Source organism: Chitinivorax sp. B (assembly GCF_005503445.1).
Classification (GTDB): Bacteria; Pseudomonadota; Gammaproteobacteria; order Burkholderiales; family SCOH01; genus Chitinivorax.
In genome coordinates this window covers 1-22,638 of record NZ_SCOH01000054.1, presented here as the reverse complement: position 1 = coordinate 22,638, position 22,638 = coordinate 1, and the positions used below count along the sequence as shown (strand labels likewise).

The window sequence follows — 22,638 nt, the reverse complement described above, 5'->3', positions numbered from 1 at the left end:
ATTCATGCTTCGAAATACATTATATGAACACCGTTGGCGACTGCTCGCTTGCAGTTTGCTGTGTGCGGTGGCGGCGGGCATCAATATTTTCCTGCTCGATTATCTACATGAAGTCGCGCAGCAAGCGGATGCCCGTCCGTTGATGCAGTGGCTGCCAACCTATGCCGGTGGTGTGCTGCTCATGTTTCTACTGTCTTTGTTGGCCAACTTGCTACTGGTGTTTCTGGCCTGCCGGATGGTGGCCAGGATGCGGGAGACACTGGTGCGCCAGATACTGGCTACCCGTTACGCACACCTCGAAAGGGCAGGTAAGGGTGCATTGCTGGCCACCCTGACCGACGACGTCGCGAACATGTCGGAAGGCATGGTGACTGCACCCCAATTCATATTCAATGCATTGAGTATCGTGTTGTGCCTTGGGTACTTGGTGTACCTGTCGGCTGCGGCATTTGTCTACTTCTTTGCCATGCTGTTGATTGGGGTGGTATTGACCGTGCTGATTGCCAATCGGGGCAATTTGTATTACGAGCGTTATCGTGAGTTGAAAGACAAGTATTACGCCAATTTGCATGCGATGTTTGATGGTGCCAAGGAACTGGCAATCAATCGGCATCGTCGCCAGCATTTTCTGCAACGGGAGATCCTGCCGTCTATTGGTGACCTGAAGTCGGCTGAATTGATGCGGGAAATCTACTGGAATATCAGTGAAAACTGGACGCGGATATTTCTGTTCATCGGCCTTGGTGTTGCGGTCGTGGTCACGCGTAGTGTGACTGATGCATCGGCTGGCCTGACGATGAGCTATTTCATTGCGATCACGTTCATGACGGGCCCCATCGATTTCGTCATCAACGCCTTTTCTTCGATATCCAAGGCACTGGTGTCGGCTCGGGCAGTATCGGCATTGAAGCTGGACGTGCCGAACGAACCACCTGTTGGCTCACCGTCGTCGATTCCAGAGGATTGGCGGGAAATCGATTTTGACAACGTCAGCTACACCACCGCGGGTGCCTCTGAGGATGAGTCTTTTCACTTTGGCCCTGTGTCCCTGACGATTCGGCGCGGTGAGATGTTATTCGTCACCGGCGGCAATGGCAGCGGCAAATCGACTTTCGGTAAGTTGCTGGTTGGCCTGTATCAACGACAGGGTGGTGAAATCAGGGTTGGCGGCCAGTTGATCGAAGCGGGTGAGGAGGTAGCGTATCGATCCTTGTTCGGTACGGTGTTTTCGGATTACTACCTGTTCTCCTCGTTACTGGATCATCGTGGCCAGCCTACCGATGGTGCACAGGTTGTCAGTGGTCTTGACAGGCTGGGCTTGGCGGACAAGGTCCAGATTGATCGCAACGGCTATCTGTCCACCACATCGCTGTCGCAGGGGCAACGAAAACGCTTGGCGCTGCTGCAGTCCTGGCTGGGTGATTCGCCCATCTATCTGTTTGACGAGTGGGCTGCCGATCAGGACCCGCATTTCCGTGACGAATTCTATCGCGACATCCTGCCTACGATGCAACGACAAGGCAAAACACTGATCATCATCAGCCACGACGACCGCTATTTCCATTTGGCAGACCGAATCTGCAAATTCGAACTTGGCAAGCTCATCCACGTGGGGCTTGGCGCCGCACTGACGCCCCCATTACCTGGCGATGGCAATCCGACTGCCATGCATGCCAACAAGACAGCACAACTGGAGTCAGCATGAACGGTATTTTTTCTCCACAACCCAGACCCAATGCGACGTTCCGACTGTTTTGCCTGCCTTATGCAGGGGGCAGTTCGGTGACGTTCATGGATTGGCATCATTGGTTGCCTGCTGATATCGAACTGGTCTGCATTGATCCGCCAGGAAGAGGCGCCCGCATTGGCGACAGGCCCATCTTCGAAGTGCCGATATTGGTAGATCAACTGATCGATGAAATACAAGGCTGGCTTGATCGTCCTTTTGGTTTGTTCGGGCATAGCAATGGAGCCCTGGTTGCCTTTGAGTTGGCGCGCCGTTTGCAGACACTCGGTTACTCGCCAGAAATCGTGTTTGCCTCTGCCAAGGCTGCACCAGCACTCATTCAGGAACCTGTCGCATTGCATCGACTAAGTGATGCCGATTTCATTGCCGAGTTACGTGATGGCGGCGGTACGCCAGAGGAGTTCTTCGACAGCCCTGAATTGATTGAACTGTTTTTGCCTGTATTGCGCGCCGATTTCGCCCTGAGCGAAACCTATCGTTATGTACCAAGTGCTTCACTCGATGCCGATTTGGTACTGCTATCCGGGACCAGTGACAGCTGTATGACTGCAGCCGACCAGGCCGCCTGGGCCGGGGAGTTTGGCGGGCAGGTACGAAAACATGAGGTCGCTGGTGGCCATTTCTTTGTTGATGAACAGCCTGACCATGTGACGGCAATCCTTGCCAGGGAAATCGCGCACGTCCGTCGTCATCGTCTTGCGGCCTGTATTTAATTGAGATCAAGGGAACATCATCATGGCTAGCACAATCGCACATATTCAGAATCAGACTCACAAGACTTTAATGTTGACACCGGCGGAGCGCGACGCCATCAGCAACACAATCAATTCGGTACCAGGGGATTATGGGCGTCAGGATTTTCATGAGTTTTATCATGATTGCCGGCGCGCTGCAGGCAGCTTGCCGGCTCGTCTGACACGAGCAATCTTCGACTTTCAGCTCGGACGACATGCTGGCTATCTGTTGATCAAAGGTCTGCCCTTGCCGCATCAGGTACCACCAACACCTGCTGCCCGTGGGCAGACATGGAATCAGGCCACATTGCATGCCCGCAAGGCGATGTGTGTGGTTCTGTCGGCTTTGGGACATATTTACAACTTCACGGGTAAAAAGCATCCCGATTACATCGATGATGTGTTCCCCATCTTCAGTGACCGCCACGAGCAGTTAGGTACCAACCAGTGCTTTCTGGAATGGCATGTGGAAGACGGTTTCCACCCGGCCAAGGCGGATCTTGTATCGCTGTATTGCCTGCGCGGCGATTCGAATGCGAAAACCTATCTTTGCCATGCCCGTGATCTGGATCTGGACCCGCATCATCGACAACAGCTGGAACAGCCGAATTTCCTGATCCAGGTCGATCCGACCTTCGTCGATGGCAGTCAGGCGGAGGCAGTACAGCGATGCACCGTACTGAGCCCAGGCCAGGACCCGGAGATCATCTACGATCCGGCCTACATGACTGCGACTTCCGATGCGGCAGAAGCCGCGTTGCAGCACCTACGCGACCGGATCGAACAGCGCTATCAGGCGATTACCTTGGAGCCGGGCGATTTGCTGGTTTTTGATAACCGACGATCAGTGCACGCACGTAGCGCGTATTCACCTCGCTTCGATGGTTCAGATCGCTGGTTGTTGCGTGGATTGGTACTGGAAAGCTATTGGAAGACACGTGAGTCGATGCAGGATCTTGCCCATGGCTTCATCACAGGTAACGAGCCGGTCACCCCTGTCAAAGTAGCGGACGTGGTGGACGCGGACCAGATTCAATTCGCCTGATTTTTTCAACTTGATCATGATGTGAATGCCATGAATTTAAATATTGCAATTGCGAAACTGGAAGAACTGCCCATCGTTCAGAATTTGTTGCAGCTGTATCTGCACGATTTCTCGGAAATAGATGGTGATGACGTGGGCCCAGATGGCCTGTATGACTACCCTTGGCTCAAGGAGTACTGGGATAGCCCGAATCATGCTTATCTGATTCGTGTGGAAGGTCATTATGCGGGTTTTTGCCTGGTGGATAAGCTTGCCGTCCTGGATGATTCGGAAATCTGCATATCGGAGTTTTTCATTCTTCGGAAATACCGTCGGACCGGTATCGGGAGGGAAGCGGCCAAGTGGATTTTTGCGCAGCACCCTGCACGCTGGGAGGTGGCGGTGCAAAAAGAAAATTGGGCCGCAAGCAAATTCTGGACAAGCGTAATCGAAGAATACACAGACGGGGACTTCGATTGCCATGATGAGGAAAGTGATGATTGGACCGGGCCTGTCTATGCTTTCCAATCCAGGCAGCTGATGCTGGATCCATTGGGCGGTGTGTGACGGTATATCAACCATCGAACACATCAATCAGAAAAATAAAGGATTCACAAGCATGGATTTTCTTTGGCGTCGACGAGGCTGGATATTTCGCACGACATTAATATTGTTGTTAATTGTTTCAGCGGCACTGTTGACGACTTGGTGGAGTATTCGCCAGAGTCTGCCGATATTGGATGGCACCTTGAAGGTGGCTGGAATCGCCAATCCGGTCAAGATCGTGCGCGATGCCGATGGGGTGCCATTCATCACGGTACAGCAACGGGATGATGGTGCCTACGCGTTGGGTTTCCTGCATGCACAAGAACGCTTTTTCCAAATGGATCTGTTACGCCGCAGTGCGGCGGGCGAGCTGGCTGCAATCCTGGGTGAGGACGTTGTCAGTTCGGACATGCATGCCCGACGCTTCCGTTTTCGGGCGCGCGCCGAAGCGGCGTTGAAATCATTGCAGCCTGCCGAACTGGCAGTGCTTGAGCGCTATGCAGCGGGCGTCAATGATGGGATGAAGCATCTTGCCGTCAGGCCGTTTGAATATCTGCTGCTGCAATCGGCACCGGCACCTTGGAAACCTGCTGATTCCTTGTTGGCAATCTGGTCGATGTACTTTTCTTTGCAAGGTGATCTGGAAGATCGGGATTTATCCAGAAGCTGGTTGAAATCGAAGCTGACGGAGGAACAGTTACGATTCCTCCTGCCGGAAAGCAGTGAATTCGACACAACCGTGGATGGGGTAAAGATCGCCGTGGCACAGTCGGTGATTCCATCCCAAGGCCCGTCATGGTTTGCAAGTACTGACAACCTGCTGGCAAAGGCGCCGCAGGCTCATGCGGTTGGCAGTAATGCCTGGGTTGTGGGCGGTGCCCATACGAAGTCAGGGAAGCCGATCGTCGTCAACGACATGCACCTCGATATCCGGTTGCCCAATACCTGGTATCGTGCAGCCTTGAACTATCGAACCGGTGACAAGGAGCGCAGGCTGATCGGTTTGACGCTCCCTGGTGTACCGGCTTTCGTAACCGGCAGTAATGGCGCCGTTGCCTGGGGTTTCACCAATAGTTATGGAGACTATCTGGACCTGATCGAGATGGATCACAAGCTTGGGCCTCAGGCAACGACTAAGGATTTGCAGCAGGCTGGGCTGGCTGTCGCTCACGAGGAGGCCATCCAGATTCGAGGACAGCCACCAAAAATGATGACCGTTTTTGAGACGGATGATGGCCCGATTGCGCAATATCATGGGAAAACCTATGTGGTCAGTTGGCTCGCCATGCATCCCAAAGCAGTCAATCTGGGGCTGATGTCGCTTGAATCGGCCACGACAGTGGAGGAGGCGATACGGCTTGCCGCTGGAATCGGGATACCATCCCAGAACATGCTGCTTGCAGATGCAGGCGGATCTATCGGATGGACGATTGCGGGTCTGTTGCCGGCAAGGTCTGCGGGCTTTGAGGAGAGTTTTCCGTTACGTACCAGACAAGGGTTGGTGACGGCGCCGGTTTTGGATGTATCTGAATACCCGAAGATCGTTAACCCGACCAGTCAGCTGTTATGGAATGGAAACAATCGTCAATTGGATGGGACACATTATCGCAAGATTGGCGATGGCGGCGCGGACCTGGGCACCCGATCGTTGGCCATCGGCAATGCACTGATGCGTGAAAGTGCATTGTCAGAGCAGAAGGCGCTGGATATTTCGCTGGTCACCCGTTCCGACTATGCAACAAAATGGCGTGAAAGTGCGTTGTCGGTGCTGGATGAGCAAGCTATCAAGGCTAGCCCGTTGCGACAGGAATTCAAACAGATCCTGCAGCGGGACACGGCATTGGGCGCAGATCTGGATTCCGCTGCCTACGTGCTGACCAGGGCGTATGCAGATGCCGTCTATGTTGCGCTGTTTGGGGCGATCGACCAGCAAATGTCCAAGCAACAGCCTGGCTTGTCCTATTCGTTGGCCAACCCGCGTTGGATGGTGGTTGCACTGGCGCTTCTCGACAGACATCCGTCAGGTTGGCTTCCAAATGGCAAGGCGTGGCGTGAGGTTCAACTGGCTGCGGTTGATCGTGCCATCAAGACGTTGATGGCGAACTCGTCTACCTTGTCCGAATTGCAATGGGGTAAAGTAAATACGTCCAATATTCAGCACCCATTTGCAGAGTTATTACCTGTATTCGGTGGTGCGCTCAAAGCACCGAATCAGCCAATGCCTGGCGATGATAATGTGCCTCGAGTCTCCGCCCCGGATTTTGGACAATCTGAACGCTTGGCGGTGTCACCAGGCAATGAAGCACTAGGCCTGTTCAACATGCCCGGTGGACAGAGTGGCCATCCGATGAGCCCTTATTTCCTGGCCGGACACGATGCTTGGGCCAATGGGAGATCAGGCGCATTGCTGCCTGGGCGTGAAAAGTATCGATTGACGCTCATACCAGGGGGCTTGTAGTTTGTATGCATGAGCGGTAGTGGCACGTACCGGCCAAATGACATGATGGGTCAACCTGTGATGTGCAAACGGTACGGACGTGTTAAGTGACCGCAGATCAACTGTATAGTGGCGTGTTTCAGTGGCCTGGTTGTGGAAGTGCGGGTCACTCAACGTCCATTTTCAAGATGGCGGCCATGCTTTTGATGGCCGCTATCTTGATCAGGCCGGCCATTTGTTATGCCTAACTATTGACCATACATGCCGACATCCACCAGATAGGGGATGCGATATTGCCGGAAGCCACTAATTCATGAAAAAAATGTCGTTGACGAATCTGCCATGCCATTTTGTTCGTTTTCCCGCGAGGCTTGTTACATGGGTATTGATTGGCTCAGCGTTGTCAGGATTGGCAGGGTGTAATTCGGACAATGAGGATACCAGTCAGTTTTCTGCATCTATTCGCTACACCCAATGGGGCATACCGCACATCAAAGCGGACAACTATGCCAGCCTGGGTTATGGTGCCGGTTATGTCTATGCCAAGGATAATTTGTGCCTGATGGCTGATCATGTGGTGACCGTGAATGGTGAGCGGTCGCGCTATTTCGGCGCTGATGGTACTGTCAGTGTGGCATTCAACCAGGTGGACAATCTCAGTAGTGACGTCTTTTTCAAAGCCTACCTTGATGATGACACCTTGCAGCGTGATTACACGCAAATATCGGAAGATACGCGCGACCTGCTGCGTGGATATGTGACGGGTTATAACCGCTATTTGCGAGAAACCGATGGCGGTCATGCTGAATGTCGCGGTCAGCCTTGGCTGCGGCCGATCACGCTGACAGACATTTACCGACTCATGGCGGAAAAAGCCATTCAGGGTTCTGGTGGTGCCTTACTGGCGGGTATTGTGGCTGCACAACCTCCCGCCACTGCGCTGTCTCAGCAAGCCAAACATTACGCCAGTGCTACATTGCCTGCACCTGATGCCTTGCGTCAGCTCGGGCAGATCCGCAACAAGCCTTTTGGCTCCAATGCCTACGCACTTGGGCGGGATGCCACGACCAACGGGCGAGGCATGTTGTTGGGTAACCCTCATTTTCCATGGGCGACTGGCAATCGCTTCTATCAGTTGCATTTGACGATACCAAGCAAGCTGGATGTCATGGGCGTCACCATTACCGGCATGCCTACTGTGGTCATGGGATTCAACCAGCATGTTGCCTGGAGCCATACGGTCTCCGCCACCCAGCGTTTCACTTTATTTGAGCTGACACTGGATCCGAATGATCCGACTCGCTATCGTCACGACGGCGAATGGCGGAAAATGACCGTCAAAACCGTCGAGGTTGCAGCCAAGAACAGCACAGGCCAGCTAGAAACCATCCGTCGCCGTGTGTATTTCTCTCATTTCGGTCCGATGCTGATCAATCCACCAAATCTTGACTGGTCGATCAATCAGGCATTCAGCTTGCGTGATGCCAATCTGCATAATGCCCGCATGCTGGACCAATGGCTGGGTCTCAATCGTGCAACCAGCACTGGTGATGCAAAGCAGGTCCTGCAACGGATCAGCGGCCTACCATGGGTCAACACCATCATGGCGGATCGACAGGGCGATACGTTGTATGCTGACATTGGCAGCACGCCTAATGTCTCTGATGTGCATTTCCAACAATGTATGCAATCCCCGACCTCACAGGCAGTCTGGCAACAGGTCGGGTTGATCGTGCTGGATGGCAGCCGATCAGACTGTAACTGGACTGTTGATGCCAGCGCGGTGGAGTCCGGTCTGTATGCAGGTACTGCCATGCCTTATCTGCAACGAACCGATTATGTAGCCAATAGCAACGACAGCTATTGGCTCAGTAATCCCTATCAACCGTTGACTGGTTTTTCGCCTGTTTTTGGGGCTATCGAGTCAGAACGCAGCTTGCGTACTCGCCTGGGTATTCTGCAAATTCAACAACGACTTGCCGGAACGGATGGTTTGCCAGGCAGGGGATTTGATAGCTTGGCTACGTTACAGTCAGTCATGTTCGGTAACCGCGTATACGCTGCTGAGCTGGCATTGGATAGTTTGGTTGCAGCATGCCAAGCCACACCAGCGGTGATCTTGACCAACGGCGAAACAGTCAATTTGGCGACAGCCTGCAATGTGTTGGCAAAGTGGGATCGCAAAGCAAATCTGGATAGCCGAGGGGCTGTGTTGTTCTATGAGTTCTGGCGATCTGTCTATCGGCTCGATACCTTGTGGGCCATACCATTTGATATCCGCGATCCAATCAATACGCCCAACACTTTGAATATTGCGCAGCCCGCTGTGCAACAACAACTGCTACACCAGCTGGCCCTGGCAGTCAGGCGTCTCAGCCTGATGGGCATTGACCCCGACACGGCTTTGGGGGAATGGCAATATGTCATGCGTCAAGGTCAGCGCATTCCATTGCATGGTTGTGACGATCTGGCCGGTTGCTTCAATCAGCTTGCCATGACCGATTTGACCAGCACCGGTTACACCGAAGTAACCAATGGCCCAAGTTACCTGCAAACCGTTACCTGGAGCAGTGATGGTCCGATCGCAGAGGGTATGTTGACCTATGGTCAGTCCACTGATCCTGCCAGCCCGCATTTTGCAGATCAAACGATCGGGCTGTACAACCCCAAGCGATTCTCCCGCTTTCCATATACAGAAGCTGACATTGTAGCCAATCCAGCATACCGGCTTATCTCGATACGAGAGTAAATGATGTCACCCAGCTCCGATGTATCCCGATGGGGCTGGGTTGGCATAACGCTTTTTAAGCCAACTTGAACCAGGCTTATGGCTGATGCCAGTCAATTCGCAGGGCAGTGGTCGTGGCTTGGTGGCGTGCATCATCCTCTGAGTGAAGATAGCCTGAAGAAGTGGTCAGGTTCTCATGCCCCAGGTTGTCACGTAGAAAGCGCAAATCCACACCGGCATTGGCCATGTGTGTGCCGGCGGTATGCCGTAGCCAATGGGCTGAGGCTTGCTGAAGTCGCTCAGCACGGGCTTGTCCTCCGGGGCTTGGATCAGACAGGGCGGCACGTTGTGCAGTCAGGTTAAAAACCTCTTTGACGATCTCATGCAAGGCGGCCCGTTTTAGCGGGACATTTCTCCCGCCAATGGGTAATACCAAAGGTGTCATCTCACCCGGATAGGGTAGGGACGTCAGATCATGACTGCGGCGATAGCGAATCAGTTCCGCCATTAGTTCTGTTGATACGGGCACTAGGCGTTGTTTATTGCCTTTGCCGATGATATCGAGCCACCATCGGGAGCCATCCGAAGTGCTGCGTTCGAAGAAACCGCCCATGGTATTGTTCGCCACCTCCGAAATTCGTACCCCTGCCAAGTAGAACAGCGAAAACAGCCAGCGGATCCGGTCAGCACGTTCGCACGCTCGCCGCGTGTCACGCGGCAGTGCCTCGATGGTCGCGACGACCTCTGCCCATAAATTGTTATCCAGATAGCGTGTAACCCGTGGTGCAGCATGGCGTCGGCGATGTCGGGACAGGGCCAACGGATTGCCTGCCAGATAACCGGCCTCCACCAGCCAGGACAACATGACATTCAGTGTCACCAATGCCTGACGTACGCTCGCCATGGAAAGCGGCCCGGCAAAGGGCCGCCATTGTGCATGCGCGCGCGACAGGCGCTTTCCACCTGCTTGAACCCATCGGTCCGTGGGTTGAGGGTCCATCAGGAATACCCGATACGCCAGGAAATCCTCATTTGCCAGCGAGGAAAGGGGTTTACCACGTTCAAATACAGCCCACAACAACAGTCGTTCTGCCTCTTTGCGGTAATTGGAGAACGTTGCTGGGCTGTCAGCAAATTGCGCCAGCCAAGCGGCAACCGCTTCTATGTCTTTGTCCGCGGTGATTTGTGACAGGCACTTGGCTCGGTTGGCGCCCAGGCTGCCATCCAGTTCTGACGGTAATTGCAGCATATCAAGTGGTGCCATGAGGGGAGTGCTGATGACGGGATGACTAGGATTTTGCATTGGGTAACCATTGGAGTCATGAATAGGCATTGCAATCATTCATATTTTAGACATTAGAACAATAATGTCTAATTTATTTTATGAAAATCAAGAAATGCAACATAATATGTAATATTATTTGTTAATTCTATCGGCGAGGTGCATTTCTCATGAATGCCAACCAGCAACTGCAGCATGACGTGGAGTCATTGCGGGCCAATTTCACTGACACGCAAGACCTCTATCGCGAGGTTTGCGCCATGATGTTTTTCCGGCATGGCATTACTCCAACTGCCAACCGTTTGTATCAGTTGGTTCGAAAGGGCAGCATGAGTGCACCCGCCGCTGCACTTGCCCAATTTTGGGAAGATTTGCGTGAAAAAAGCCGGGTTCGCATCGAGCACCCGGACTTGCCGGATGCATTGCAGGCCACCGCGGGAGAGTTGCTGGCAGCGTTGTGGCGCGAAGCGCTATCCAATGCCAACGAGAGCTTGGCAATGTTTCGTGCCGACATGACGGAGGCCTTGAAAGAAGCGCAAGCTGTTTCGGTGGAACACCAACTGATGGCCAAGCAGGCAGAGGCTGAATCCGAGCAGGTGAAAGATGCTTTGCAGTCACTGCAGCGAGAATATGACGTCCTTGAAGAACAACTGATGGCGGAGCAATCAGCAAAACTATCCCTGAATGCGCGTTTGGTAGAAATCCAAGCTCAGCGGGATGAACTGAGCGCATCTTTGGAAAGAGCGCGCCTGGACTTTGCCGCTGAACTTGAAAAAGTACACCAGGCTCAATTGCTGGCAGAAATGCGTTATACAGACCTTGAACGCCATGCCTTGCTGGACATGGATCGAGAACGTACTACCAGTGCAAAGACAAAAAAGGAACTGGAGAACCTGAGCCAAAGCATGACCAAGCAGCTCGATCACTTACGGAAGGAGAATATCAAGCTGCTTGAACAGCTGGCCGAGCAAGGGCGGAACCTTGGCAAGTTTGAAGGTGCGTTGGGTGAAGCAAGGGCAAGTTACCTGCATCTTCAAAATGAATTGGTTCTTTGCAAACAGCATCTCATTGAACGCGAAGCAAACCTGGTGGCACTACAGGCCGAGAACATACGGCTAAAGGCGCCAGCCCGGAACAAGCAACAAACAGGAAGTACAAACAAGCCGAAACGGACACCCAAGACGAAGGATAATCCCCCCGATTTAAGTGGTCGCAAGAAGTAGAGCGCATGCGGTCACAGCCAGTTTTCGACTCTGGATGGTAGCCACAAACACCGTGTTTGGCCGCTCATGATTGTCAGTCCAGACCCAGTTCGTCGGGTGCACCTTCATCTCGGTGATGGGATCGAAAAGGCAGTGGCCAAATCGTACGTGGCGGTCAGCGATGCACTGAATCAGTTCGACCTCGCAAGTTATCTATCCAGAAAACATGACACCTGATTACAGCCGTTACGTTGCGCCAGGAACAATGCCTGGTCGGCCATCATGACCAGATGCGCGGGTTGTTCCTGATGGGTTGGTACCATTGATGCCACCCCAATGCTCAGGGTAAGGGGATCAGCAAAGTCGGGCGGTGGTTGGTGTGGTAACGATGTGATCAAGAGTCGGAGCCGTTCGGCGACCATCAGAGCGCCCACCTCGCCGGTATTGGTCAACATGACGACGAAGCGGCCTTCGCCATATTGCGCCAACATGTCACCGGTGCGGGTCACCCCTTGTGACAGTGCGGTGGCGATCTGGCCCAGATACGTCTGCCGTTGGCTGGGCGGGATGGACGTGAAACAAGGTTCGAACCGGTCGATATCCAGACGCAGCAATGCCAGTGGCCGCGCCAACTGCAGGTGGTGCAGCCACGCCGTGGTTAACTGCTGCTCAAATAGCTGCCGATTGCTCAACCCGGTTGCTTCGTCGATCCCGGCCAGTTTACTGAGCGCATCATTCTGCGCTTCCAGGCGGCCCGTTTCGCATAACATCTGTACGTTGGTTTCCAGAACGCGCTGCAATTGCAAGCATAGGTGTGCTTCCCGTTCCTTCAACTGCCGCAGATCATGTAGGACGCCGGTGAATTGGCGCTGCTCGCCCATGATGTAAGCGGCCAGACTCAAGTGTATTGGGAAGGTGGCTCCATTCCGGTGGCGGGCGGTCATTTCCCAGTGCCCATGCTCATCGGTCACGCCAGTCGGTGTCTGGCTGATGGTGTCGATAAAACCACGACTGTCCGACTCGCGGAAGCGGGGGAGCAACATGTCCAATGGCTGCCCCAATAGCATGGTGACGGAATAGCCAAACAACCGAGCCAAGGCGGGATTGGTGGAAAGCAGGTTGCCGGCTTGGTCAATGGTGAAGATGGCATCGGTGACATGGTCCAGAATGCCTTTCAGTCTGGCTTCCCGCGCAACCAGCGCCTCTCGTAGCTCGATTTCCAGTCCAATGTCCTGCATGACCTCCAGCCGGCCCAGCGATCGTCCCTCTGCATCCACCAACAGCGAGGCCGCTCGGCGTACCGGGAATAACGTACCATCACGACGTTGACAGACACGTTCCTCAAACAAACCAGGCTGATAGGCAGGACGTTTCAGCAGTGTTCGTTGCCATGCGGGGCTGGAGGGGTCTCCTTTGGGCGGATGGGGGCAAATCGTCTCCAGCAATTGTCCACAGCTTTCGTCACTACGGTGACCGAACATCAGTTCCGCTGCAGGATTCATCGACATAATGTGCCCCTGTGCCGACAGGTGAAAGATGCCAAAGGGACTGCAGCGCGTAATCGCCTCCATCACTTGGCTTTGCCGTTCACGGGCCTGCTCCAGGACCTTGCGATGGGTGATATCGGTGACCGTGCCAATATAGCCACCAATTTCGCCATCGCTTTGCCGGAAAACCCGGGCGACGCCATGCAGCCAACGAATGGTCCCATCGGGCCGGAGATAGCGATACTCGTCTTCAAACTCGGTCTGCTCATTGGCCACCTCCGACCAACGCTGGTAAATCCGCTCCCGGTCCTCAGGATGCAAAGCCTGCACCCAGCCCTGGCCCAGCGCCTGCCAAGCTGGCATACCGGAGATGTCAGACCAGCGAGGATTGGCATAGATGCAACTGCCCAGCGTATCCGTCACATACAGGCCCACCGGTGCCGCAGCCAGCAAAGCCAGCGATGAATGGAGTACATGAGAGACGGGGAGGGGAGAGGGCGATTCGATCATGATCAACGCTCATCAAGGAAGGGAATCAATGACATCGTGGCGATAGCTGACCGCGACCGGATCAGGTTGAACATCACCGGCGCCAGATTTCATGATAGACCTGGCTAGGCCGGAAGAAACGGGAATTCATCCGGTACTGGATGTATCCAGCTTGGCGAGTACCCAGCGTGAGAACCTGCCCCCAGTATTGAACGCGTGCCCAGGGAGCACGTATCAAAACATGTGAACAGGCGCTTCCGATGTCCGGTTAGGCTCTGAACCGTGCGATCTGGGCGGTGAGTGTGCTGGCAATTTTTTCCAATTCGATGGCCAGCCGGGATGTCATCGTGGCGACACGACTGTTGTGTTCGGTAAGTTGGGAAATCTGTTCCACCGATGTTGCAATCTGCTGGCTAGCGACATTCTGCTCCCGCAAGGCAGACGAGATAGTTGTGACTTCCTGTTCGACGCGGTCCGCATCACCGGTGATCTCCTTGATCGTGTCGCCAGCTGTTTGTGCCAATCGTACGCCGCGATCCATTTGGTTAACAGCATCATCCATACCACTGGCCGCCTGTTCGGTGGATGTCCGAATCGCGGCAATCTTGCTTCCAATATCACCGGTTGCAGTGCTGGTCCGTTCAGCCAGTTTGCGGACTTCATCGGCCACCACTGCGAAACCACGGCCTTGCTCACCCGCACGGGCTGCCTCAATGGACGCATTCAACGCCAAGAGATTAGTTTGATCCGCTACCTCCCGGATTACCTGCACAATGCCATTGATCTCCACGGAACGATGCCCCAGTTCTTGGATCGACTGGGCCACCTGCTGGATCATTTCCGCAATGTGCTGCATTTCGGTCAAGGTACTACGAATGACATTGCAGCCCTCACGTGCCCGGCCTCCAGCTATCGATGAGATCGACAAAGTTTGCGCCGCACTGTCGGACACTTGAGCAATGCTGGTTGATAATTCTTCAATTGCTGCGGCCATTGAACTGGAAGCATCCGTCTGATGCTGTGACCCACTGGATACTTCTTCTGCAGAGTGTGCCAATTCCCGCACTAGTTCAGCCAAACGATTGCATGCCAGAGAAACATCCTGGATGGTGTGTTGAACGTGGTCAGCCAATTGATTGAAGGAGGTTGCTGTTTCTGCAATCTCATCTTTGCCATCAACGGTGACACGACGGGTAAAGTCCAGATCGGTCTGGATTTCCTTGATGGTTTGTTGCAATTGGCCAACGGGACGGGTGATCGACCGGAATAGCCAAGCCGACATGACAGCGCTAAATAACAGTGCCATGGCGCCAATAATCAACAACATATTGCGGCCGCTGGCATAATCGTCTGCAGCCCGCTGAGCATTGGTGGTAGCTTCCTCTTGATTGAACTTGACGATTGCATCAAGGGTTGGCAGAAAATCCCGGAAGGCACTGCGCCCTTCTTTCCGGAAAAATTGCACTGCATCATCAGTATTGCCGGCTTCAACTAGTTTCAGAAATTCCGCATGGGATTTCAGGTAGATATCGAGCTTTTTATCGTAGCTGTCCATATTGGCACGCTCTTGCTCGAGATCTGCCAAGGGCCGATACGCTGCTTCGTATTTGCGTAAGGACGCCAGATTCTTTTGTAACCGTCCTTCCGTCTCCTTGAGATCTTCCGGATTCTTGGCAATCAGCAACTGCGTTTCACGATTGCGCATATCAATGGCCTCGGCACGCATCGCAAGAGAATACTGCACTGCCGGCATACTGCTGGCAGTGACGATGGTGACAGCTTTGTTCAAGGACGCCAGCTTCCAGGTCCCCAACAACATCATCAGAGCCAGGCACGAAACAATCACCGCAAATACGGCTACCAGCCTTTGTGAGATGCGCATCGCCCTTCTCCTACACCTGACCGCGTCGCATGCCGCGTCGCGGTCACATCAAAGATTCAGTATAGGCAGATACGGGTATGGTTCGACAGTTGGTAAGGCAGTCGCTGTTACAAGCCTCAACCGACACAGTGACTAATACGTTACCCCGGAAGCGGTGACAATGAAGAAAGTGCTGTCTTGCGTGTCAGGCTTTTCACTGGAACTGCGGGGGAATGGCGGTAGGGATGAGCATCGACGTGGCGTTTGGAAACCCGGTGGATATGAAAACCGCCAGATTTTGCCTTTGAAAACTGGATTTTCCACATCTTCTTCCAACCAAGAGCTGGCTTATGTTGGATGATTCGTGTTTTGTTTGGATGGACTCCGAAAATGGTTGAGCTCACAGGGATATGGAGTGTGACTGTGGCAGAAGGTCGGCGAAGTGAGATAGAACAAACCTAACCGAAGTAGCATCATGTCTAGCCCTGAGTGACCAAGCTATTCATTTGAAAAATCCAGGAATCTTCGAGGCGATCCACTCAACAACGATCCTGTGGGGCACTGACAACAATGGTCCATGTAGTACCCATGTTGATAACACCCCACACCATCAGGTTGAAATTATCCTATAGCCAGTTCACGGATACGACGAAATTCCGTGGGTGTGGCCACCGTCATTGGTTGCATCCAACCGGCCAACTGATCGGCCATGTCGCCAATAACCGATCTCATGCGGTGGGTTGGTACAGCATGGGGCCGTGATTGATAGCTCCCGGCCGTGCCAAAATGTCCTGCAGCGTCAGGGAAGTGGTTCGCGCCATACTGGCGACTGACATGCCCAACGCGGCGCGTCGTGCCCAAGCCACCCGCCACCGCCCCGGCCGCCAGTCCCAACGACACCCAGCTCAGGATTTCTGAAGCGAGGGGGCTGACATCCACAAGCAATTTCGACGCAGCGTCAGCGCCACCGGCCAACACCCCGGTTGCTGCCGCGCCCGCAGCCCACGCCCGGGTTGTCGCACTGACACCAGAACCGATTCCGGCACTCAGTCCACCCAACACGGATGAGCCAATCCCCAAGCCCAGTGATACCCACCCCAGTATATTCGAGGCATTGGAATCCTTTTCTGATAAAGCTGCCGAGGCAATGCCGGTTGCACCCGCGGCTATCCCCGCCAACGCCAGCCCCGCCGACACGTAGCCTGTCGCTGCAAAGGCCGTCAAGGTTGCCCCTGCCGAGATCAGACCCGCGGAGATGGCTGCGCCGGTGCCCAATGACACCACGGCCAGCGCAACCCCCACCGCACCCAACACGATGCCCAGAATCGATTTCCAGTTAAGTTGCCCAGTTGGATCGACATGGTTGATCGGATCGCCCAGGCAATATGCGTAGGGATTCAACCCGCCACCGCTAAACGGGCTCAGACTATCTGGGCTGTGGAATCGCATCAGGCGAGGGTTGTAGGTACGACATCCGTTCCCCAGCTGATAGCAGCCTGTGACACGATCAATGCGCTCACCGTTAAATCCCAGCACTGACGCTGACTGCAACAATTGCAAGGAATCGCCGTAGGGGGTAAACGCCGGCTGCTGTATCTGTGCGTCACTGACAATACTCAGGGGCGATTGCTGACGATCAGTACCTAACAACAAGGAATTGGATGCATGCTGTTCATCGTATTGTCCCAGCCATTGGCCCCCTAACTGCAATACGGTGATGTGGTTCGTCCCCTGGATTTCATGGGCAATTCGTCCGTCTCGATAATGTAAATGTCGTGCCGGCCCCGCTGCAGTGGTTTGGTGGATTAGCCGGTCTGTCGCATCGTAACCATAATGGCAAGTGCCGTTCCCATCGATGCCGGTAACCAACTGTAAACGTCCTAAAGCGTCATATTGCAGTTGTCGGGCCCGTTCATCTTTCAACAGATTGCCCGCAGCGTCATAGTCCAATCGGATGCTTGGCGGATAGTCCGGATGAGAGTTAGTTACCGCCACCAGTTGGGTCGGGTCAAAGTCGGCATAGGCGTAGGTTGCCGTATTTGCACCGTCAGGAAACACAGTTTCCGCTCGCACGATGTTGTCCAATGCATCAAATGCAAAGATTTGGCGAACGATCCGCTTGCCAGCACTATCCGTTGGTGGCAAGGGGCCTGCACATTGATAGGACGTTAGCCGTCCACGTGGATCATAGTCAAAGTGTTCGTCCCGCAGTAGCGTGTCGCCGGACCTCAGGGTACGCCGTGAGATCTTGTCGGTCGCGGTGTAGCACTGACTGAGGGTTTGCGTTGCCTGCTTGGCCACCTCAAGGGTTCGCTGCACTTCACGTCCGAAATCATCATATTGCATGATGGTTGTCACCGTGACGTCAGTGGCTTGATCCTTGACCAAGATTTTGGCCGGTCTGCTCTGTACATCATACGTCACAGTCGTTCGGAGGCTACCCGCGTGAAGGCTAACGGCACGGCCGAATTCATCGTAGTGTATAAGCTGCTCGCCACCGTCAATGCCGGTGTAACTCAGGGGGCGACCGTTCAGAGAATATCGATAACTACTTTGCGTTTCCTCACCACCGGTACCGGTATGCGCTGTGCGCAGTAGACCCGATGGGTAGTATTCGCGCCGCTGCGTTTGCGCTGTGGTGGCGGCCACCGTCAGCTGTGCACTCCTTGGCTGGTATTGGAATGTATCCACCGCGTCATCAACACGCCGCCCTATCAGTGCAAATTCCAATTCTGGCTGATACTGGTAGGTAATCGAGGTGCCGTCCGGCGTGGTTTCCCCGGCTGGTTTAGGTGCACCGCCCCGGTATTGAAAAACATGCTGTCGTCCGCCGACAGTCCGCGAGACCAGACGACCCAGCCCATCGAAGGTTTGCTCACCTATCCGTTGACCATTCACCTGCATCGAGACCGGTTTGGCGTCCACAGTATGGGGCGCGTAGCTGGTTTCGACCTGGCTACCATCGGGCAAGGTGGTGGTCGTCAGTCGGTCAAAAGCGTCATACTGGTAACGTGTTTGGTTGCCGACGGCATCCGTTTCCTGGCATGTCCGTCCGAAACCATCATAGCCATAAACGATCTTACCGACGGCGTTCCCCTGACTGTCCATGCGAGCCCTGTCGATGGGTTGATCGAAGGCATTGTGCCGCGTCACGGTTTTGCCCTGACCAGCCAGCCATTGCGTTGTCGCACGGGCAATGGGATCGTACTCAATATGTTCGCGAACCCCGTTGTCGTACACAATGCTGCATTCGTGCCCCCACTCATCGTATGTCAATACCCGACCATTGCGAATGGCATTTCCCGTTATCCAGTCGACCTCCACGACCCGGTCGATTTGACCTAAGGTGTTATAGTGCGTCTCCTCAGTCAAGCGCCAAGTGCTTGCCAATTGGCCACCCTCGTCAGTATCTTCCCGCAGGGCACGAATGACGCGACCCAGGCCATCATATTGATGACGCACCCGCATACCATTGATATCGATGGTGGTCCTGCTGGCAGGAATGTTGTCCACAGCAGGTGTATAGACGTATTGGCGGCTCGCTTCAAATGCGGTACCTGGTGCCGATGTTTCTGACACAACCCGCCCCAATGCATCATATCGGTAACTCAGGTGCATCCCCTCGGGGTTGTGAACTTCCTGTTCAAGCCCGGTGAACGCCGAGATCGTTCGGGACTGCGTTGTGGTCAGGCCATCGTAACTGGTCAGCGTCGCCACCAGCGTTAACGTATCTCGTGCCATTGCATAGTCATGTGTGGTCGTGGTGACAAAATCATTGGCGGTAGTTATCACCGCAAGCTGATGCTGATGTAACCGCCCATGCATCACCGCATCCATCGGAGCCTGCAAATACTGATAACTCACTGTCGTGATCGGCAGCAATTGAGCGGCATCCTGCTCAAATGTCTGCTGCCTGCTTGTCAGTAGAAACGTCCCCTGCATCTCGAACCCAGACATCTGCTGGTACTGATATTGTGTTTCTTTAGCTGGCGCCGATTCGTACCCCTCTCCGCGGGCTGGGGAAATCCGGGTGCGCTTAACTGAACGCACAAAACCCGAGGGATCTGCTGGGCAACCGGGTTCACCTTCACGTGGATAGTAGGTGTGTTCTGTCGTCACCCCGGTCGCATCAACGTGTTTCAGTAAGTTGCCATAGTCATCAAAATCGGTTTCCACCACCTCCTGGCGGGTTTGGCGGGAAGTGCCATCGCGATACTGGATGATGCGGCGCTTAGGCAGTTGACAATAGGCAGGCTGATTGGGGTCCAGAAAGGACGTTGTCGCATCCAGATGATACGTAGTCAAGGTGGCGGTTTCGGCGGCACCTTGACGGATGGTTTCTTCCGTTTGCAAATGGCAGTGGTTATAGATGCGTTCCGTGGCAACAAAGCGCTCACTGTCCAGAAAAATCCGCTCGGTTGACCGATAGTCATATTGGGTATTGATGCGATAGAGGTTGTCGCCATCATCGGACCAGTCACTCAACACGCCAAATCCCAGAAAGTTTCGATCGGAGAATTGGTAGGTCTTGGTGATAGCAGGCTGATCCTGGCCCGGGTAAATCAGGTGGGAAATGACATGAGGCAAGTATGCGACAGGCGCGCCAGGGGGTAGCTGATGCCCGTCATCTTTGTACTGCAAACTTTCCGATGCCCCGGTTGGAGTGATCACACGGGAAATCACTTGGCATCCCCCATGTAACTCATATTGAAACGTCCATTGCCCCGCATGGGCGGGAAGCGCCAGGGTCGTTGCCAACTGGTTGCTCAATGTCATTCGGAATTCGGCATGGTCAGCGCTATCCGGAAACAATTTGAGGATCACGTTACTGATATTGGGGCGTTCGATGACGAGTAGCAAACGTTGTTGGTGATCCTGAATACTGGCCAGTGTGGGTTGTCCGGCAAATTGTGTATAGCTCAATATCACCGGGACACCATTTGCCGCGATGATTCGGATCGACACCGCGGTATAGCTACCTGCCTGAAAGGCCAGTTCTTCAATCGTGCCATCTTTGTGTAAAACCCGGTAGCCATTGCCTTGTTTCACCACCCGGAAGCACTGCAACTTTTGGTCGACCAGCCGAAGGCCCTCTACGGTTTCGATCGCTTTGAAACGCTCACCGGTAGACAACGTCAATACCTTGGTAACGCTATTATAACGGGTCAAATTGAGTGACCATCCGGTACCATAGCCAGCATCCTCACCACTCAACGGATTAAACGACAGGGTGAGGGGTAGTGTTGGGCCATTCAGTGCGGCGGACCGAATTTCACCCAACGACAGCGAAACCGTGTACTGCCCTGTTCGTGGATCGACACCTGTTGACACAAAATTGCTGAAGTTAAATGCATTCGAATAGACAGCGCCTACGGGATTGGTTTGCATTCCGGTGCTCCATGACAGTTAGAATCAAGCGATAACACCATCCACGACGAGGCAGCCAATGAGCATTGACTGTCCCGTGCGTTTCAATTTGCTGGATTAACGTTTTTCGAGAATGAAGGCGCGGTCTGATATCACCGTCCGAATGCGCAGTCTATGTTCAGTGCCATAGAGATCGTGGACGCTGAAATCAAAGTTGCCCGTTTTAACGCTGGTCAGGTACCAGTTCTTTCTGTTAATAAATTGGGTAACGGTAATTTGGCCTGATCGATCATTGATCGGTACACTGAGATAGCGACCACTTGATGTGGTGACCTCCCATTTTGAGCGACCGGTTTGATTCAGCCAACCATTCAAAGCGATGGTGTGCCAATGATCAACCTTCCCAGAACCATAGAACCAGTATTGCCCATCGCCGGTACCACCATTTGCGTGAAACCACTTGACCAGCTTGAGCTGCCGACCTGCAGGAAACAATCCAATGTAGTAGTTGTAGGTGCGATACTCAGTGTCTGTGTTGCCTTGCTTCAACACTTCATCGAATTTGAATGCTTCAATGGAATAACTCTCAGGCGTTTTACCCTCCACTGTAACACTGCTGTTGAAGGTCATGCCGGGCGTACCGGTATTGTTGGTTTTAACGACGGCACCACCCGGCAATGTCACTGCCGCAGCAATCTGCAGCGTACCCGTACTTGAGGTGGTCACCCAGAAATCCACACGCTGCGGTTCAATCTGCGCGGTGGCGTGCCCGGCTGGATTGACCCCACCGCGCTCCACTTCGAGTTGTTCATGTACGGTCTCGATATCGAAGTCCGCCTGTTTAGCACCGAACTCTTGAAGATCGTTGTCCGAGAACACCAGGCTCGGAAACTCGTGCTCGTAGCTGTTCTCCGTCTTGGACGCGCTCCAGCCACCTTGCAAGTCGTCGCCACCGTTGTACCGAATGAGCTTAATTTTACTGAGCGTTGTCGCATCCAACGGCACCTCGTTACCCTGGCCATCCTTGCCGCGGATCATGACCAATACCCTGGTTTGCATTCTCCCATTGGCATAAATTCGTTTTGATGGTACAGATGAGCCGGCATCAAACTTGACTTCAAAGGTGGCAATTCCAGTCACAGCATGTGTTTCTGCATTCATTTTGTTTCTCCAAGAAAACGACGATGAAAACAGCAAAGTAGCGGTGCAGATTGGAAAACAGGGATTGATCGATCCAGATGGTGAGGGGATACGAAAAATATTGCGGATTAGCGATACAGCCTGATCAAGATATCAACCCGCTTGCAAGGTGGTCAACAAATTTACGGTGCTGGAATTTAATTACATAACAGCATGATTATTCATAAATACAGAGCAGATAAACCACCACGTTTTAATGGTCTATTCACACCAATAGATAGCGTTAAGGCATCTCTGCACGAATCAGAGTCAGACCGAATTTCATCAAACTTCAGTGAATTCCTAGTGATTTAGGCGCGTATGGCACCTCAAAAGCCCGTTTAAGGCGCAATCAGCCGCTGGCGGCGTCAATAGTGGTCGGCACGTAACACATTGGACAAGGCCGCCAGGCACAAAAATCGGCTGAGGTTCTTCACCAGCCCCCGGTAACGCACCTTGGCATACCCGAAGCGTACTTTCAGATCGAAAAACACATGCTCAACCTTGGCTCGACGACTGGCCAGCTCATGTTCAATGGCGAGCAACTGTTCCGCC

The 22,638-nt window shown here is 53.7% G+C and carries 14 protein-coding genes; 8 read left to right on the top strand and 6 right to left on the bottom strand.

From position 1 onward, the window contains the following. Nucleotides 1-4: 4 nt before the first annotated feature. The 6 genes from FFS57_RS21980 (at nt 5) to FFS57_RS21950 (ending at nt 9,237) form a co-directional block, all read left to right on the top strand. Nucleotides 5-1,705 (top strand): cyclic peptide export ABC transporter, encoded by a 1,701-nt coding sequence (locus tag FFS57_RS21980; RefSeq protein WP_137939984.1) that lies wholly within the window; start codon nt 5-7, stop codon nt 1,703-1,705. Beyond that, complete coding sequence (locus tag FFS57_RS21975; RefSeq protein WP_137939983.1) at nt 1,702-2,460, top strand: thioesterase II family protein; 759 nt, start codon at nt 1,702-1,704, stop codon at nt 2,458-2,460. The genes FFS57_RS21980 and FFS57_RS21975 overlap by 4 nt, the downstream gene beginning before the upstream one ends. 22 nt (nt 2,461-2,482) lie before the next feature. Then, the gene (locus tag FFS57_RS21970; RefSeq protein ID WP_137939982.1) at nt 2,483-3,526 is read left to right on the top strand and encodes a TauD/TfdA family dioxygenase; all 1,044 of its coding nucleotides are present in this window, start codon (nt 2,483-2,485) and stop codon (nt 3,524-3,526) included. Nucleotides 3,527-3,556: 30 nt separating this feature from the next. Beyond that, nucleotides 3,557-4,072, top strand: coding sequence for a GNAT family N-acetyltransferase (locus tag FFS57_RS21965; protein ID WP_137939981.1), 516 nt, complete (start codon nt 3,557-3,559; stop codon nt 4,070-4,072). 52 nt (nt 4,073-4,124) lie between these two features. Then, nucleotides 4,125-6,509, top strand: a complete 2,385-nt coding sequence (locus FFS57_RS21960; RefSeq protein ID WP_137939980.1) for a penicillin acylase family protein — start codon at nt 4,125-4,127, stop codon at nt 6,507-6,509. Nucleotides 6,510-6,801: 292 nt separating this feature from the next. Next, nucleotides 6,802-9,237 carry an acylase gene (locus FFS57_RS21950; protein ID WP_137939978.1) on the top strand — a complete coding sequence of 812 codons (2,436 nt, stop codon included), beginning with the start codon at nt 6,802-6,804 and terminating at the stop codon, nt 9,235-9,237. 76 nt (nt 9,238-9,313) lie between these two features. Here FFS57_RS21950 and FFS57_RS21945 read toward each other — a convergent pair whose 3' ends face one another. Beyond that, on the bottom strand, nt 9,314-10,480 hold the full coding sequence (locus FFS57_RS21945; RefSeq protein ID WP_249384119.1) for a tyrosine-type recombinase/integrase: 1,167 nt from the start codon (nt 10,478-10,480) through the stop codon (nt 9,314-9,316). 188 nt (nt 10,481-10,668) lie between these two features. Between FFS57_RS21945 and FFS57_RS21940 the strand changes: the two genes are divergently transcribed. Further along, a complete protein-coding gene (locus tag FFS57_RS21940; RefSeq protein ID WP_137939976.1) occupies nt 10,669-11,721 on the top strand; it encodes a DNA-binding protein in 1,053 nt (350 codons plus the stop codon). Between the two features lie 188 nt (nt 11,722-11,909). Here the strand turns inward: FFS57_RS21940 and FFS57_RS21935 are convergent, their stop codons facing one another. After that, nucleotides 11,910-13,697 carry a sensor domain-containing diguanylate cyclase gene (locus FFS57_RS21935; protein ID WP_137939975.1) on the bottom strand — a complete coding sequence of 596 codons (1,788 nt, stop codon included), beginning with the start codon at nt 13,695-13,697 and terminating at the stop codon, nt 11,910-11,912. A gap of 247 nt (nt 13,698-13,944) precedes the next feature. Next, on the bottom strand, nt 13,945-15,558 hold the full coding sequence (locus tag FFS57_RS21930) for a methyl-accepting chemotaxis protein (RefSeq protein WP_137939974.1): 1,614 nt from the start codon (nt 15,556-15,558) through the stop codon (nt 13,945-13,947). A gap of 160 nt (nt 15,559-15,718) precedes the next feature. On the opposite strand from FFS57_RS21930, the gene FFS57_RS21925 reads away from it, so the two are divergent. Beyond that, complete coding sequence (locus tag FFS57_RS21925) at nt 15,719-15,898, top strand: hypothetical protein (RefSeq protein ID WP_137939973.1); 180 nt, start codon at nt 15,719-15,721, stop codon at nt 15,896-15,898. 260 nt (nt 15,899-16,158) lie between these two features. Here FFS57_RS21925 and FFS57_RS21920 read toward each other — a convergent pair whose 3' ends face one another. The 3 genes from FFS57_RS21920 to FFS57_RS21910 form a co-directional block, all read right to left on the bottom strand. Further along, nucleotides 16,159-20,925, bottom strand: coding sequence for an RHS repeat domain-containing protein (locus FFS57_RS21920; RefSeq protein ID WP_137939972.1), 4,767 nt, complete (start codon nt 20,923-20,925; stop codon nt 16,159-16,161). 96 nt (nt 20,926-21,021) lie between these two features. Beyond that, on the bottom strand, nt 21,022-22,065 hold the full coding sequence (locus FFS57_RS21915; protein WP_171014139.1) for a hypothetical protein: 1,044 nt from the start codon (nt 22,063-22,065) through the stop codon (nt 21,022-21,024). Between the two features lie 386 nt (nt 22,066-22,451). Next, nucleotides 22,452-22,638 (bottom strand): transposase (locus FFS57_RS21910; protein ID WP_137939970.1); only part of this gene is annotated, 187 nt, incomplete at its 5' end.